Source organism: Sphingobium sp. (assembly GCF_041987595.1).
Classification (GTDB): domain Bacteria; phylum Pseudomonadota; class Alphaproteobacteria; order Sphingomonadales; family Sphingomonadaceae; genus Sphingobium.
Genome location: NZ_JBHIWJ010000013.1, coordinates 26025 through 41636 on the forward strand (window position 1 = coordinate 26025; position 15612 = coordinate 41636).

At 63.1% G+C, this 15612-nt stretch carries 11 protein-coding genes and 1 riboswitch; of the genes, 7 read left to right on the forward strand and 4 right to left on the reverse strand.

Features of this window, described 5'->3' with window-relative positions:
* Positions 1-43: 43 nt before the first annotated feature.
* Complete coding sequence (locus ACFC3J_RS05535; RefSeq protein ID WP_375195230.1) at positions 44-1237, forward strand: MFS transporter; 1194 nt, start codon at positions 44-46, stop codon at positions 1235-1237.
* A gap of 147 nt (positions 1238-1384) precedes the next feature.
* Here the strand turns inward: ACFC3J_RS05535 and ACFC3J_RS05540 are convergent, their stop codons facing one another.
* Positions 1385-3649 (reverse strand): TonB-dependent receptor, encoded by a 2265-nt coding sequence (locus ACFC3J_RS05540; RefSeq protein WP_375195203.1) that lies wholly within the window; start codon positions 3647-3649, stop codon positions 1385-1387.
* Between the two features lie 228 nt (positions 3650-3877).
* Here ACFC3J_RS05540 and ACFC3J_RS05545 point away from each other — a divergent pair, with 228 nt between their 5' ends.
* The 4 genes from ACFC3J_RS05545 to ACFC3J_RS05560 are packed head-to-tail and all read left to right on the forward strand — an operon-like array spanning position 3878 to position 8891.
* Complete coding sequence (locus ACFC3J_RS05545; protein ID WP_375195204.1) at positions 3878-5881, forward strand: alpha-glucosidase; 2004 nt, start codon at positions 3878-3880, stop codon at positions 5879-5881.
* Entirely contained in the window at positions 5878-6903 is a 1026-nt protein-coding gene (locus ACFC3J_RS05550; protein WP_375195205.1) for a LacI family DNA-binding transcriptional regulator, read from the forward strand. Before ACFC3J_RS05545 ends, ACFC3J_RS05550 begins: the two co-directional genes overlap by 4 nt.
* 3 nt (positions 6904-6906) lie before the next feature.
* Positions 6907-7815 carry an aldo/keto reductase family oxidoreductase gene (locus tag ACFC3J_RS05555; RefSeq protein WP_375195206.1) on the forward strand — a complete coding sequence of 303 codons (909 nt, stop codon included), beginning with the start codon at positions 6907-6909 and terminating at the stop codon, positions 7813-7815.
* Positions 7812-8891 (forward strand): LLM class flavin-dependent oxidoreductase, encoded by a 1080-nt coding sequence (locus tag ACFC3J_RS05560; protein ID WP_375195207.1) that lies wholly within the window; start codon positions 7812-7814, stop codon positions 8889-8891. The genes ACFC3J_RS05555 and ACFC3J_RS05560 overlap by 4 nt, the downstream gene beginning before the upstream one ends.
* Positions 8892-9449: 558 nt before the next feature.
* Here ACFC3J_RS05560 and ACFC3J_RS05565 read toward each other — a convergent pair.
* A complete protein-coding gene (locus tag ACFC3J_RS05565; RefSeq protein ID WP_375195208.1) occupies positions 9450-10337 on the reverse strand; it encodes a LysR family transcriptional regulator in 888 nt (295 codons plus the stop codon).
* Positions 10338-10415: 78 nt separating this feature from the next.
* Here ACFC3J_RS05565 and ACFC3J_RS05570 point away from each other — a divergent pair, with 78 nt between their 5' ends.
* Entirely contained in the window at positions 10416-11126 is a 711-nt protein-coding gene (locus ACFC3J_RS05570; protein WP_375195209.1) for an SDR family NAD(P)-dependent oxidoreductase, read from the forward strand.
* Positions 11127-11150: 24 nt separating this feature from the next.
* The gene (locus ACFC3J_RS05575) at positions 11151-11387 is read left to right on the forward strand and encodes a 4-oxalocrotonate tautomerase family protein (protein WP_375195210.1); all 237 of its coding nucleotides are present in this window, start codon (positions 11151-11153) and stop codon (positions 11385-11387) included.
* A gap of 138 nt (positions 11388-11525) precedes the next feature.
* On the opposite strand, the gene ACFC3J_RS05580 is transcribed toward ACFC3J_RS05575, so the two are convergent.
* A complete protein-coding gene (locus tag ACFC3J_RS05580; RefSeq protein WP_375195211.1) occupies positions 11526-13034 on the reverse strand; it encodes a PepSY domain-containing protein in 1509 nt (502 codons plus the stop codon).
* On the reverse strand, positions 13021-15138 hold the full coding sequence (locus ACFC3J_RS05585; RefSeq protein WP_375195212.1) for a TonB-dependent receptor: 2118 nt from the start codon (positions 15136-15138) through the stop codon (positions 13021-13023). Before ACFC3J_RS05585 ends, ACFC3J_RS05580 begins: the two co-directional genes overlap by 14 nt.
* A 220-nt stretch (positions 15139-15358) precedes the next feature.
* Positions 15359-15609: riboswitch (cobalamin riboswitch) on the reverse strand.
* Positions 15610-15612: the final 3 nt, after the last annotated feature.

Consider the following 15612-nt stretch of genomic DNA (forward strand, 5'->3'; position numbering starts at 1 on the left):
CCGTGGGGAGGCACCCGATACCGGTGCGGTGCGGGCACAGAACATGCTCATCGCACTGATATTTCTGGCGACGGCCCTCAACTATGTCGACCGGCAGGTGTTGGCCTTGCTGAAGCCGATGCTGGAGGCCGAGTTCAAGTGGTCTGACCAGCAATTCGCGCATCTGGGTTCGGTCTTTCAGTTGGCGGCGGCGGCATCGCTGCTGGGCGTCGGCTGGTTCGTGGACCGTTTCGGCGTCCGTTTCGCCTATGGATTCGCGGTCGCCGTCTGGAGCCTTGCGGGCATGGCCCATGCCCTGGCGGCCAGCGTCCAGCAATTTGTGGTCGCACGCGCCGTTCTGGCGACGGCGGAATCGGTCAACACACCGGCTGCGATGAAGACTGCGGCCATCTATCTGCCGACGGATCGGCGCTCGGTGGGCATCGGCATCATCAACACCGCGCCCAACATCGGCGCGATTCTGACGCCGCTTCTGATCCCTCCCTTCGCCATGGCTTTTGGCTGGAAGGCCGCATTTCTGGTGACCGGCGGCCTGGGGTTGATCTGGCTGCTTTTCTGGCGACTGAACACCGCGCGCCTGACGCCCGTGGCGGGCGCATCGGCCCGTACGCAGGGCAAGGTGGAATGGCGCGCCATTTTGGCGGATCGCAGGAGCTGGACCATCATCGGCGCGAAGGCATTGACTGATTTCGTGTGGTGGTTCGTGCTGTTCTGGACCCCCGACTTTTTCGCCCGCCAGTTCGGCATGGCGCAGGCTACTCTGGGCTGGCCCATTGCCATCATCTTTGCGTTGGCCGCGTCGGGCGCGATTTTCAGCGGCGCGCTCTATCCCGCCCTGCTTCATCGCGGCCTCTCGATGAATATGGCGCGCAAATGCGCAATGTTCGCTTTTGCCCTTGTCGTACTGATCATGCCTCTGGCCATGCAGGTTTCCAGCCCCTGGCTGGCGGCGCTGTGCATCGGCATGGGCCTGTTTGCGCATCAGGGCTTTTCGACCAATCTATTCGGCATGGCGACCGAGATCATACCGGCAAGACGGATCGCGACGGTAGTAGCGCTGGGCGCAATTGGGGGCAATCTCAGCGGGACGGGCATCATCGAACTGGCGGGCTGGTCGCTCGACAACGGCATGGGTTATGCGCCGCTATTCGTGCTGTGTGGGGGCGCCTATCTCGCCGCGCTGCTGTTCATCCACCTGATGCAACCGCGCCTCAGCCCCGCCGACGTTGGTGCATGACCGGCTGCCGGCAGCGTCCAGGCGTATATTTGTTGGCTTCCCGCGCTGCCCCGCATCGGTTCGCCAAGCAACAAAAAACCCCCGGACAAGCCGCTGTCCGGGGGCGAAGGGTTAAGGGACGACCGGTGCAGCCGCCGTCCCTGCCCCTTATCGAAAGCGCGCGCGCAGCGTCACGCCAGCATAGCGGTCCGCGTCGCGCGGGATCATCAGGCGCTGCCCGGAACTGGTGTTCAGCAACACATAGCTCGCGTCCAGAATGTTGCGGACCATGAAGGTCAGGCGATAGCGATCCTCCGGATCGGAAAAGCCGACGCTGGCATTCCACAGTCCGTAAGGGTCGATCGGGCCACTTTCGCCCAGGTCGGAGAACTGCTTGCTGACGTGGCGCCAGTCTGTCGACAGATACAGCTTCAGCGGCCCCGCATCCGCATCATAGTCAGCGCCCAGCGTATAGCTGAGCTTGGGCGCGAGCGGCAGGCGCGTGCCATCTCGCGCGTCGGGCGCATTGGTCAGCGGATTGGGATTGAACCGGCGCACCCGCGCGTCGGCATAGGCGGCACTGGCGCGCAGCGTCAGGCCGTCCACAGGCGCGAAGGTCGCATCGACCTCGAACCCCTTGGACCGGACCGTGCCCGCATTGGTCAGGTTGGTGACCACCGCCCCGTTCAACAGCAGGAAGTTATTGGCCTGAAACCCGTCATAATCGACAAGGAAAGCGGCCGCGTTCAGCTGAACCTTACGGTCCCAGAAACGGCTCTTGAAACCGACTTCATAGCTGTTCGACGTTTCCGGATCGATCGGCGTGGAGTTGGTCGGGGCGGTATGGTTGAAAAAGACGTTGAACGCTGGCCCCTTATAGCCGCGCGTATAGCTGGCATAGGCCATGACGTCCGGCGCCACGTCATATTGCAGAACGGCCTTGCCGGAGAAGTTGTCGGCGCTCGTGCCGCCTTCCGACAGGTTGGTGCCGTTGCCGCCGCCGGCTATGCTGCCGCCTGCGCCGACGCCCGACAGGCCGGGGCCGGTGGCCGGAAGTCCGGTCGCAGCATTGATCGCCGGAGCACGATAATGGGTATAGGACAGGCTGTCATGCGTGTAGCGCCCCCCCAGCGTCAGCCGCAGGCCAGGCGTGAATGCATAGGTCGCCTGCCCGAACAGCGCCCAGTTGCGGAAAGCGACGTTGCTGCGCGAGGATGCCGTGGGGAACAGGGTGTTCGCCGTATCGGCTAGGTTGCACGGTTGCCCGCCCGTGGCGGGATCCACCGGCAGGGTGGAACTGGAACAGGTAATGTCCGTCCGGGTAAAATCCTGCGTGTTGTGCGAATACCAGAGGAAGCCGCCGACCTGATAGGTCAGGGCCTGGTTCTGCGGCGATGCAAGGCGGACTTCGGCCGAAACCTGTTCAGTGTTGACGGTGCCATGATCGTGCAGTTCGCCAGTGCCGACAATCGCGCGGGGCAGGAAATCGCCGTCGCGTATCTCGGTATTGCGCCAGTTGCGATAGCCGGTGACGATGCTGAAGGTGTGATCGGCGAACGTGTCGATGTCGGCGTTGAGCGTGATGCTCCACTGGCGGTCGAGCGAACGGGTCACCAGATTCTGGTTCACCGTCCGCGTGTCTTCACCCTGCGGCGTGATCCCCAGTTCCCTGTCGATCACGGTGCCGCGCGACACGCCGGTAACCTCCGCGCAGCAATCGTCATTGGACTTGAAATAGTCAGCGATCAGGCGAAGGCGGCCGCCTTCCCCATCATAATCCAGCAAGCCGCGCGCGCCATAATGTTCATAGCCATTGACGGTCCGGTTCCTGCCGCCGGCGATATTGGTCAGATTGCCGTCGAAATTGCCGTAAAAGCCCGTGATCCGGCCGGTCAAATTCTGCGCGATCGGCCCGGAAACGGTCAGGCGTCCACGATATTCCTCGTCAGTGGTGCCCGAAACGGTCGCTTCCGCCTCAAAATCGCTGGTGCCACCCTTGGAAACGATATTCACCAGACCGGCAGACGCATTTTTGCCGAACAGCGTGCCTTGCGGACCGCGCAGAACTTCCAGACGGTCGAAGTCGACCAGATCGAGGAAGGACTGGCCCGAACGGCTGAGCACGACGCCGTCGACAACGGTGGACACGCTGGGTTCCGCGGCGATCGAGAAACTGATGGTGCCGACGCCGCGCATCACGATGGCGCTGTTGGCGTTTGTCGTGCCCTTGCGGAAGGTCACCGAGGGAACGATCGCGGCGATGTCTTCCAGGCTTTTGGCGCCCGCACGCGCCATGGCTTCTCCCGTCACCGCGCTGATGGCGATCGGGACATCCTGAACATTCTGCTTAACCTTCTGGGCAGTAACGATAATCTCTTCAATCTGCGCATGGGCGGGCATTGCCGCCATCATGGCCAGAAGTGAGGCCGACATGCCAAGCCATTTCCGACCGGCATCATATGACAATAGACGAGCGCTGTCGGTCATAAATCCCCTCCATCCACCACGCTTTGCCCGACAGGAGCGTCGGACCGTCCTCGGGTTGTCCCGTAGGCCGGGATAGTTCTTGATCGAGGTCGGATTTTATGTCAAGCGGTGTCATATCGGACAGGTCGATACCGCCGACCCTGTTTCATAAAAAACACGATCTGGGAGCTGGATTTGTCGCTGAGCTTCGCCATCCATGATGACGGCTTTTCCTGTCGGCTGAACGGGATGGACATAATGCGCCAATGTCCCGGCACGCCCGCCCTATCCATCGCGAAAGGCCGGCCGGACGTCCGGATGACGCGCGGCAATTTCGCCATCAGCGATGCCCCGGTCGATTTTCTCTCCCTTTCGCGTTTCGAATGGGCCGATGGTGCGCTGCTTCTGGGCACGGAAGACGACCACGAACCCTTGCTGCGCCTCTGGATCGAAAACGACTCGCTTTGCGCCGAAATCCTTCGGACGGGCTATGACCGGTTGTGGATCGACCTTCTGGCGCATTCCGGCGAACATGTGTGGGGCGGTGGCGAGCAGATGAGCTACCTCGACCTGTCAGGCCGGCGGTTCCCGATCTGGACCAGCGAGCCGGGAGTCGGCCGGGACAAGTCGACCGAACTGACGCGGCTGATGGACGCTCAGGGGATGGCCGGGGGTGATTATTGGTGGACCAACTATCCGCAGCCGACCTTCCTTTCCTCCCGCCTTTACGCCTGCCATCTGACCAGCAGCGCCTATTCGGTGCTGGATTTCACCGATCCAGCCCATCACCGAATGGAAATATGGGAAAGCAAGGCCCGGCTCGATTTCTTTGCTGCGCCTGACATCGCTGGACTCGTCAGCCAGCTCAGCCTTCATTTCGGACGCCAGCCGGCGCTGCCCGACTGGGCGATCGGCGGCGCGATCGTGGGTCTCAAGGATGGGGACAACAGCTTCGCCCGGCTGGACCGGATCGTCGAGGCAGGCGCAGCCGTCGCCGGATTATGGTGCGAGGACTGGATCGGCATCCGCCAGACCAGCTTTGGCCGGCGACTGTTCTGGAACTGGGCGTGGCAACCGGCGCGCTATGCCGACCTGCCGCACCGGATCACGGAGCTGGCGCAGCGCGGCATTCGGTTCCTGGGCTATGTGAACCCCTATCTGGCGGTCGACGGCGCCCAGTTTGCCGAAGCGCGCGCCGCAGGTCACCTCGCGCTCCGTCAGGACAGCGACGAACCCTATCTGGTCGATTTCGGCGAGTTTGATTGCGGGGTGGTCGATTTCACCAATCCCGCCAGCCTGGAATGGTTTTCGGAACGCATCATCGGGCAGGAAATGCTGGATTTCGGCTTGTCCGGGTGGATGGCCGATTTCGGCGAATATCTGCCCGTCGACCTGCGCCTGCACGATGGCAGCGACCCGATGCTGGCGCATAATCGCTGGCCGGTCCTGTGGGCGCAAGCCAATGCGAAAGCCATCGCTTCACGCGGCAAGACGGGCGAAGCGCTCTTCTTCATGCGCGCGGGCTTCTCCGGCGTCCAGGCCTATTGTCCGCTGCTCTGGGCAGGCGATCAGTCGGTCGACTTCACCCGCCATGACGGGATCAACACCGTTATCACCGCCGCTCTCTCCTCCGGCCTTGTGGGCAATGCCTATTCGCACAGCGATGTCGGCGGCTACACCAGCCTGCACGGCAATGTCCGGACAGAGGATCTGATGCTGCGCTGGTGCGAACTGGGCGCCTTCACCCCCGTCATGCGCAGCCATGAGGGCAACCGTCCCGACGACAACATCCAGCTTGACTCGACGACCCCGTTACTGGCCCATTTCGCAGCCATGTCGCGGGTCCATGCGGCGCTTGCCCCCTATGTCCGGCATCTGAGCGATCAGGCGGTCGAAACGGGACTGCCGGTGCAAAGGCCGATGTTCCTCCATTATTTCGAGGAGGCGCTGTTTTCGGTCCAGGACCAGTATCTCTACGGCAGCGACATGCTGGTCGCGCCGGTAGTGGAGGCCAACGCCACCAGCCGATCCGTCATCCTGCCCGGCGATACGCCCTGGCGTCATCTCTGGACTGGCCAGGACTATGTGCCGGGGCATCACGAAATTGCCGCGCCCTATGGGCACCCCCCCGTTTTCTATCGACCTGACAGTTCCTTCGCCCCATTGTTCGCCACACTCCCGGAGGTAGCGAAGAAATGAGTGAACGAGCCAATATTCGCGATGTATCGGCTCGCGCGGGCGTCTCGGTCAAGACCGTGAGCCGCGTGCTGAACGGCCATCCCTATGTCAGCCAGGAAATGCGCCAGCGCGTCGAAAAAGCGGTACAGGAACTCGATTTCCGCCCGAGCATCGCCGCACGCATCCTGGCCGGGACCAAGTCCGGGCAGATCGCGCTCATCTACGACAATCACAGCCCCTATTATATGAACCAGATTCAGATGGGCTGTTCTGAGGGATGCCAGCCTTCGGGTACGCGCCTGCTGGCCCAGCCGGTCGACGTCACGGACCCCGGTGTCGGAGATCAGGTGCGGGGCCTTGTGACGGAAACCCATGTCGACGGCGTGATCCTCTCCTCACCCGTCACCGATTGCGTTTCCGTGCTTCAGGCGCTGGAACGCATGGACATTCCCTTCGTCCGCATATCGCCCGGCACCAATCATGCGATGACGGCGTCGGTTTTCATGGACGATGCCCAGGCTGCCGACGACATGACGACCTACCTCATCAACAGGGGGCACCGGTCGATCGGCTTCATCAAGGGACATGCCAACCATATGGCGTCCGAAGAGCGGCTGTTCGGCTATCGCCGCGCGCTCGACCGGGCCGGATTGCCGTTCGAACCCGCGCTCGTCGCGCCCGGCGAATTCGATTTCGAAAGCGGCGTGGCCGCCGCCCACCGTTTTCTGGGGCGGGCGCGCAGGCCGACCGCCATCTTCGCCAGCAATGACGATATGGCCGCTGGCGTGCTGTCGGTGGCGCATGACATGGGCATCGCCATTCCCGACAGCCTGTCCGTCGTCGGTTTCGACGATACGACGCTGGCGCGCATGGTGTGGCCGCAACTCACGACGATTCATCAGCCGACGCGGGAACTGGCGCTGGCCGCCACCCGCCTGCTGCTCGACGGTGCGCAATGCCAGCATCAGCGGCTGCCCCACCAGCTGGTCGAACGCGCCTCCGTCGCGACGATAGCTTCCGATTTCCCAGACCGACAGGATTAGAGAATGACCCTTCTGCCCGCCATTGATGCCCGACGCCCGCTGGGGAAGAGCGGCATAACCGTATCATCGCTTGCCTGGGGCAACTGGCGCCTGTGCGGTGACGATGTCGACGCCGTGCTGGAACTGCTGCATGCGGCGCTCGACGCGGGGATCGATTTCATCGACACCGCCGATATCTACGGTCCCGACAATGGCGAGCCGTTCGGCGCATCCGAAGCGCTGCTGGGCCGCGCGCTGGCGAAGGAGCCGGGCCTGCGCGACCGCCTGGTCCTGGCGACCAAGGGCGGGATTTCGATGGGAGTGCCCTATGATTCCAGCGCCACCTATCTGGCCGGGGCGATCGACGCCTCGCTGACTCGATTGGGCGTCGATCATGTCGATCTGTGGCAGATTCACCGGCCCGACATCTTGACCCACCCGGCCGAAATCGCCCGCGCGGTCGACGATGCGCATCGCGCGGGGAAGATCCGGGCCTTTGGCGTTTCGAACTTCACCCGCAGCCAGATCGACATGCTCCAGCACTATCTGCCGTTGCCCATCGTGTCGACGCAGCCGGAACTTTCCCCGCTCAAACTGGCCCCCATCGAAAATGGCGAAATGGATCAGGCGATCGCGATGGACATGGCGGTGATGGCCTGGTCGCCGCTGGGCGGGGGGCGGATCGCCGCGCCGTCGAGCCCGCGGGAGGACGTCGTGGCCGCGGCGCTGGATGCGGTTGCCGCCGAATATGGCGTGTCGCGCACGGCCGTCGCCTACAGCTGGGTCATGGCGCATCCCGCACGCCCCATTCCCATTGTCGGAACGCAAAAAACCGGCCGCATCGCCGAAGCCGCCGACGCGCTCAAGGTCCGCTGGACCCGGGCCAGTTGGTACGGCGTGATGGTCGCATCGAAAGGAGAGCCCCTGCCATGACCGATCAGAGCATCACCAAATCCTGCGAAGTGAGCTGGTTTTCAGCGCTGTGCGACGATGATTATGAATTTCTGGGTCAGCCCGATCCGGCTCTGGCATCCAGCTGGGAGCATTGCCGCAACATCGTCATGCAGGCGGAAAAGGGCGGCTTCGATAATATCCTGCTGCCGTCGGGCTATAATCTGGGGATCGATACCACGATTTTCGCAGGCGCCATTGCGCCGCTCGTTCAGCGCATGCGCCTGCTCTGGGCGGTCCGCATGGGCGAGGACTGGCCCCCTCAGCTCGCCCGTCGCATCGCCACGCTCGACCGCATCCTTGGGGGACGCCTGACCGTCAACATCATCTCATCCGATTTGCCCGGCGAGAAGATGGAGAGCAGGCCGCGCTATCAGCGGACGCTGGAAGTCATGCAGATCCTCAAGATCATGCTGTCGGGCGAACATCTGTCCTACAAGGGCGAATTCTACGATCTGGACCTTGCTCCGCCACGGATCGGCACGGTGTCAGGCAAATGCCCGCCGCTCTATTTTGGCGGCCTGAGCGAAGACGCCCGCGAAGCGGCCGCGCAAGGTTGCGATGTCTATCTGATGTGGCCCGACACGATGGACAATGTGAAAGCGATCATCGCGGACATGACGGCCCGCGCCGCCAAATATGGCAGGACGCTGAAATTCGGCTATCGCGCCCATGTCATCGTGCGCGAAACGGAGGAGGAGGCGCGCGTCTATGCCGACCGGCTGCTCTCCAAACTGGATGCCGATGCGGGCGAGGCCATCCGGCAAAAGTCGCTCGACAGCGCAAGCGTCGGCGTCACCCGACAGGCGGAACTGCGCGCGGCCGCCAGCGGCGACGGCTTTGTGGAGGATAATCTCTGGACCGGCATCGGGCGGGCGCGGTCGGGTTGTGGTGCGGCGATTGTCGGCAATCCCGATCAGGTTCTGGCCAAGTTGCGCTCCTATCAGGATGCGGGCATCGACGCCTTCATCCTGTCGGGCTATCCCCATGCGGCGGAAGCGGACCTTTTTTCCCGCCATGTGTTGCCGCATATCAACCATGGGCCGCTAATGATCTGACGCTTTCGTGCCTGGTGGAGACCGGGTTCGCTTCGCTGATCACGCGCCTGCCGGGTTTCGCTCCGGGCATCCGTAATTGTTGGCCTGAAGCGGCCCGCTCATGACGCTCTGCCGACGTATTTCTGTTTTCCCGGTGCGACGGAGCGCGGCTCATCGACAGGCATGAAGGCAGGCCCGGCCGCGCGACGATCCTCACCGGCCAGACCGCGCGCAATCTCGACTTCGCGCCCACCTTCCTGGATGTAGCGGGCGGGCCGAAACCCCCGCATTTCGAAGGCAAGAGCGCATGAGAATTGCGGAAAGGCAAGCAGGCGGCCAAGGACTGGAATCAGCCGCCCTTTCCGGAACAGAATGATGCGCTGATCCTGATCTTCACCAAATCGCAACTCCGCAGCTGATGTCGACCGCTGCATCGAGCCCCGATTGACCCATGACGCTTCTCGCAGGGCCATGACAGCAGACATGGCGCTTCGGGAGAGTCCCATCCGACGGGATCGCACCGGCGTCCCGTTCACCTTTTCGGGAACGCTCTGCCTGCTCCCTGCGGAAGTCGGCATCTCACGCTTCGAACAGGGAGCGCTCGCGGTCGAACAGGCTTACGAGATGGTCGGCCACGGTACGGATCGCCAGGTCCTTGCGATCCCGTTGCCGTACCAGGAGCCATGCCTCGCGCGTGGGCGGCGCGGCTTCGATCCGGCATGGGCGCAGCGCGCTTTCGGCACGACCGATATAATGGGGCAAAAGGACGATCCCCGCGCCGGAGCGGGCGGCAATGGCCTGCGCGAACTGATTGCTTGCGCGAACGGCGAGACGTGCACGCGGAAATTGCCGCGCCAGCCAGCCTGCTTCCGGCACATGGGCGTCCGCCTCGTCAAAGCCGATGAAGACGGGATCGCCACCCGCCTCCGTCCGCTCGCATGCAGCAGGGGTGCCGTAAAAGCCGTAGCCAATCTTGACCAGTGGCCGGGCGATGACGTCGCCATCCTCCGGCCGACCGAACCTGATCGCAATATCCGCTTCATGCCGCTCCAGGCTGATCGAACGAATGTCGGTAGCCAGATCGATATCCAACCCCGGATACAGCAGGGGCAGCGCCGCCACCCGTTCGGCCAGAAAGCCATGCCCCAGAGCCGGAGGAGCGTTGAGCCGGACCACCCCCTTGGGCGCATTGTCCGAACTGCCGCGTCCGATGGCCTGGGCGGCCACTTCCATGTCGCTGGCGGCCGTCAGCACCCTGCTGCCCTCCGGCGTGAGGACATAGCCGTGGGGACGGCGTTCCACCAGCCTGTCGCCCAGACTCTTTTCCAGCGCACTGATCCGGCGCGCGACGGTTGCGTGGTTGACGCCCAGCGTCCGCGCGGCTGCCGACAGGCTGCCTTGCCGGCCCAGGGCCAGAAAGACCCGCAGATCCTGCCAGTCCATTTCTGTGCGTTTTCTATCAGTCATTGTGCGATGATAGAGAATTTTTGCTCGGACGGAATGGTCCTATCTACCTTTCACCATCAACCCGAAAGGAAGACCATCATGTTCACAGGCAACAAAGTCGCCGTCGTCACCGGCGCCTCGCAAGGATTGGGCGCGGGCATCGTTCAGGCCTATCGAAACCGCGGCTACCGCGTGGTCGCCACTTCGCGCTCCATCAAGCCATCGCACGACCCCGACCTGTTGACGGTCGCAGGGGACATCGGTGACCCCGCTACCGGCAGGACGGTCATCGACACTGCACTCAAGGCATTCGGGCGCGTCGATACGCTTATCAACAATGCCGGCATCTTCATGGCGAGCGCCTTCACCGACTATTCGGAGGATCAGTATCGGGCAAAACTGTCCACCAATCTCGATGGCTTCTTCTTCATTACCCAGCATGCCATCGCCGCAATGGAAAGGCAGGGCAGCGGACATGTCGTGCAAATCACGACGGCACTGGCGGAACAGGCCGATGCGCGTGTTTCCTCGGTACTCGCGTCACTGACCAAGGGTGGCCTCAATGCGGCCACACGCAGCCTGGCGATCGAATATGCCAGCCGGGGCATCCGCGTGAATGCCGTTGCTCCCGGTATCATCAAGACGCCGATGCATGCTCCCGAAAATCATGATTTCCTGGCATCCCTCCATCCCGTAAATCGGTTGGGCGAGGTCGAGGACATTGTGCGGGCTATCCTCTATCTGGAGGATTCAGGGTTCGTGACGGGCGAAATCCTGCATGTCGACGGCGGCCAATCTGCGGGACATTGAAACGCAAGCGAGAGGATTTCAGCCATGCCAATCGTAACCATTCAGGTAACGCGGGAGGGAACCGCGCCCGGCGCCGATCGCACGACTCCTCAGCAGAAGGATGCTCTGTTCAAGGGTGTCTCGAATCTCCTTCATGACGTTTTGGGCAAGGACCCCGCCGACACGTTCGTCATTTTCCAGGAAGTGGAAGTGGAGGACTGGGGGCGCAACGGCCTCTCCGTCCCCGCCTATCGCCGCGCGATCGCCGATGGTGGTGGCTGATCCTTCAGCGACAGGCAGAGTGAAGTTTGACGCGCCGCCATGCTCAGGCGTGGTGGCGCGCAAGTCCTGCCGCCATCGGCGGTCAGGCGCAGCAGCGGAAACCCGCCCTTGGTCCGCTGGATAGGGGGGCCGCCACAGTCAGCGTCGGACCAGTCGTCGCCAGCCGATCACGATACCACTGACCGAAATCAGCAGACCCGCCCCCGACAGGAGCCAGACCAGAATATGCCGCAGCGGCGGCCACGTCAGCAGCCACGGAAAATCCATGCTGTGCAATGCGTTGAACAGCCAGCGATAGCTCCGTCCGCCGGCTCCTGTTTGCCCCAGCAGCGCACCCGTCGCCGGGTCGATGTGCAGCCAGGTCCGCGCCGGATCGCTGAATTCCAGCCGCCACACGGGTAACGGGCGGCTATCGTCACGCGGATCGCCGGTGGAATACCAATAACGGTCGGGGCGGTCCAGACGATCAGCCGCCACCAGCGCAAAGTCAGGCATGGCATGTCGGGCCATGGCAAAGATGCGCTGCCGGTCGAGCGTCCTGGGCTGCGCGGTAACCCCGTCCAGCAACCGCGCACGCCCGCTTCCCCACCACAGGGTCATGACCGGATCGCCTCCGAGCCAGGAAAAGCGGACCTCCCGGACGCCGGTTGCCGCCTTGGCCAACACGGAAAGGTCAGTGGCAGGAAAATCGGGCTGCGCGCCGGCATAGAGGCTGGCGGCGTCGCGATGACCCTGATCGCGCAGCCCGCCCCACGGACTCATCGACAACCATCCGCTGAAAACCCAGCTGATCAGGAACAGGCCCCCGACCATGCCGATGATATGATGCCATTTCATCCAGCCGCCATAGGGACTGACCGATCCCGACCTGTAGCGGCGCTTCAGCCGAACCCGCAGGATGCCGATCCAGAATCCCGCGATCGCCCCCAACATGCCGATGCCCGACGTCCACAGGACCGTTTGCCGCCACGGCCCCTGAAACGCGCGCAGCGCTTCGAAATATATCCAGTGCGGTATCGCCCCCAGCCAGTTCCAGAAACGTTCATGTGCGGTGGTGTTCTGCACCACCTCCCCGGTGCGCTGGCTGACATAGAGGTCGGTCGCCGCCGCGTCGGCCAGGCGCACGCGCCAGAACGGCGCCATCATCTTGTAGCTGCGGGTGATGACCCACTGGTCATGATCGACCGGATCGATCGACACGACCGGCGCGTCGATCATGGCCGATGCAATCGCTCCGGCGCGCGGTGCATCGACCGACATAAGCTCGACCCCGGTTCGGGCGGACACGGCGCGCCGTCCTTCCGGTGTCGCGAAGATGTAGAGCGGTTCCCTGCCAACCATGCCAAGGCGCATCTCGGCGGGAAAGTCGCGCTGGCCGAGACGCGCCAACGCTCGGCCGGGGCTGGCATGCACCTGTCGCCAGTCGATCGGCGGGGCCATGGCCAACCGTTCCTGCGCACGAAAGGAAGGGAAGGACACATAGAGCATCACCAGTCCCGACAGGAACCAGAGGACGAAGAACAGGCACAGGATAATGCCGGTCCAGCGATGGAAGAGGTAAAGCCAGCGCTTCGCCCCCTTCCACAGGGCGGATGCGGCGAAGGGATATGCCCGCCGCTGCCCCGCCGTTCCTTCAGAAAGCGACATGGAGCGCCGCCTCCATCGTCCGGGGATCACCCAGCACCCATTGGGCCTGGCCATAGGTTGCACGGGCATAGGTCTCGTTGAAGATGTTGCGCACGCGCAGTGCCGCGCTGGCCCCTTCGACGAACTGCCAGCGCATGCCGGCATCCGTCAGCGTATAGGCGGGCACGATCCGGCTGTTCGCGGCATCCTGATAGCGCTTGCCGACATAGCTGAAGCCGCCGTCGACGACCCAACCCTTGGTGAATTCCCAGCTGACAAAGGCGTTTGCCGTCTTCGTGGCGACATTGCTCGGCCGGTTGCCCGCTCGCTGGAACAGAACGCCACCCACGGATTCGGAGAAATCATCATAGCGCGCCCGCAACAGCGCCCCGTTCAGGGTAATGTTGACGCGATCGATGGGCTCCAGGAATAAGGAGGCCTCCACCCCGCGAGAACTTTGCTGGCCGACCTGCACCTGAATGGTCGGGATCAGCGGGTCGGACGTCAGCAGCTTGCGTTTGACGATGTCATAGACGGCCAGCGTCCATTGCCCCCGCGCGCCCCAGAAAATATGCTTGATGCCGGCCTCATACTGACGCCCGGTCGACAGGTCGAAATCGCTCTGCGCGACACTGGTCGAGACCAGCGCCCCCACCGGGTCGGCCGCGGTCGCATATTGGCCGTAGAGCGACAGGCTGGGTGCGGGATTATAGACCGCACCCATGCGCCAGGTCACGGCATCGGGCGTGGAGGTGAAGTTGTTGGCCGCATTCACATAATCGGTCTTGGTGATCTCCGGCCGGTCGTACCGTATTCCGCCGACCAGTGAGAAGCGGTCGCTGAATTTCAGCCGGTCTTCCGCGAAAACCGAATATTGGCGGATGCGGTTGGTGTAGCGCGCCTTCGTCGTCGCGGTCGACTGATGAATGAACAGGCCCGGATCAGGATCGACCGCATCGACCAACCGGGTGGCGTTGTTGCCGCTGTTGCTGACGTTCCTGTAACTGATGCGGTTGATGTCAAAGCCGACAACCAGTTGGTTTTCCAGCCCGCCCAGTTCGTGATTCAGGTTGGCGGTGGTACGGTTCCCCGTCTGCTTCTGAATATGGTAGAGTTCCAGGAAGCTGCCCTGTCGCACCTGCGCCGCCGTGTCCGCGGTGGCCGGAATATAGGTCAGATTTTCCGCATTCTTCCAGTATTTATTGGCCCACAGATGATAGAAGGTGCTGCGCAGGGTCAGTGCGTCGGATGCCGTCCATTCGATCTTCGCCTGGCTCCAGTTATCGCGGAAACGCAGGCGGGCGTCCGTTACATTATAATTGTTTTTCCGTAACGAGCGGTCGAGCCTGCCGTTGACCAGCGGCACGCCGAACCAGCTGCGCGGGTTCTGCTCGCTGAAGTCGTGCGAAAGGGTGACGCTGACATCGCTGGAGGGCTTCAGCCGGATTGCTCCGGCCAGCGCCAACGCGTCGCTATCGCCCCGATCCATCCAGCCCTCCGACCGGCGGAAGCTGGCGTCGGCGCGATAGGTTATGCCTTGGCGGATCGGCCCACCGGCCCCCGCTGCAACATTGAAACTGTCGAAGGATGCGACGCCGAACCGGCCGCTCACCTGCGTCTCGTCGCCCGGCTGCTTGCGCACGACGTTCACCGCACCGCCGATCGCGCCTTCGCCGTACAGAACTGACGCCGGGCCGCGCAATATCTCCACGCTCTGCGCCATCCATGGGTCTGCCGGGAAGGTCAGCGTGTTGTTATACATGCGCATCCCGTCATAGAGGGTCATGACCGAATTCTGGCCGGTGAAGCCGCGCGCAGACAGGCCGAAACCGAACACGCCGGACGTGTTGACGATGCCGGTCGCGCGCGCTGCGGCATCCTGAATGGTAAGGTCACCGCGCAGGCGGATAGCGTCGCCATCCAGCGTCTCGACACTGGCCGGCATTTCCAGCGCAGTGAGGCCAAGGCGGCTCGCACCCTCGTTTGTCTGGTTCAAGCGCAGCGGATCGACAACGCCCGTCACGATGATGGCCGCCTGGCTAAGATCATCTTCGGAAGGCTCGGCAAACGCGCACGGCGCCGCGAACGAAAAGGCTGCGATCGCAACCGTTGTGAACTTCAGCATTTTTTGTCCCCCGTTCATGAATGCCGACGCCTTGTTGGGCGACAGGCATCGCTTCAAGTTAAGAACGGTAAGGGCGAAGCCGGTAACGTACCGACACAACTGTAACGCCGGCAAGCGGGCGCGCGAACGCGCCCGCCGGTTCGCCCGGCGCTAAGGCCCCAGCCGCTCGTTCGTCGCTCAGACGGAGTTCACCGTGCCGCGGCCATCCCCTGGACCAGGGCAAGAGCGACCAGACGCCGGCAGGTCTCCTGGCTCGTGGGTCATTGCTTGATATACGGCCTTCCCAGGCCTCGCATGTTTTAGCGTCCGGCCCAGTGGCTGGCGGATCGGTCACAAAGCCGTCCGCGCCTGTATATCGCGCTCGCCACTTACAGTTGCAGGGACAGCCGCGGATTTGGATGGCTTACGCTATCCTCACCGCGTTCCCATTTTAATCCCCGTCTCCGGGGAACCGACGCGATCCTCGTCCTTGTC

Bases quoted from the DNA above. Each gene is read 5' to 3' on its own strand.
- ACFC3J_RS05555 (WP_375195206.1), top strand. From the start codon at position 6,907: ATGACCCTTCTGCCCGCCATTGATGCCCGACGCCCGCTGGGGAAGAGC.
- ACFC3J_RS05580 (WP_375195211.1), bottom strand. From the start codon at position 13,034: ATGTCGCTTTCTGAAGGAACGGCGGGGCAGCGGCGGGCATATCCCTTC.
- ACFC3J_RS05560 (WP_375195207.1), top strand. From the start codon at position 7,812: ATGACCGATCAGAGCATCACCAAATCCTGCGAAGTGAGCTGGTTTTCA.
- ACFC3J_RS05535 (WP_375195230.1), top strand. From the start codon at position 44: ATGCTCATCGCACTGATATTTCTGGCGACGGCCCTCAACTATGTCGAC.
- ACFC3J_RS05570 (WP_375195209.1), top strand. From the start codon at position 10,416: ATGTTCACAGGCAACAAAGTCGCCGTCGTCACCGGCGCCTCGCAAGGA.
- ACFC3J_RS05565 (WP_375195208.1), bottom strand. From the start codon at position 10,337: ATGACTGATAGAAAACGCACAGAAATGGACTGGCAGGATCTGCGGGTC.
- ACFC3J_RS05550 (WP_375195205.1), top strand. From the start codon at position 5,878: ATGAGTGAACGAGCCAATATTCGCGATGTATCGGCTCGCGCGGGCGTC.
- ACFC3J_RS05585 (WP_375195212.1), bottom strand. From the start codon at position 15,138: ATGCTGAAGTTCACAACGGTTGCGATCGCAGCCTTTTCGTTCGCGGCG.
- ACFC3J_RS05540 (WP_375195203.1), bottom strand. From the start codon at position 3,649: ATGTCGGCCTCACTTCTGGCCATGATGGCGGCAATGCCCGCCCATGCG.
- ACFC3J_RS05575 (WP_375195210.1), top strand. From the start codon at position 11,151: ATGCCAATCGTAACCATTCAGGTAACGCGGGAGGGAACCGCGCCCGGC.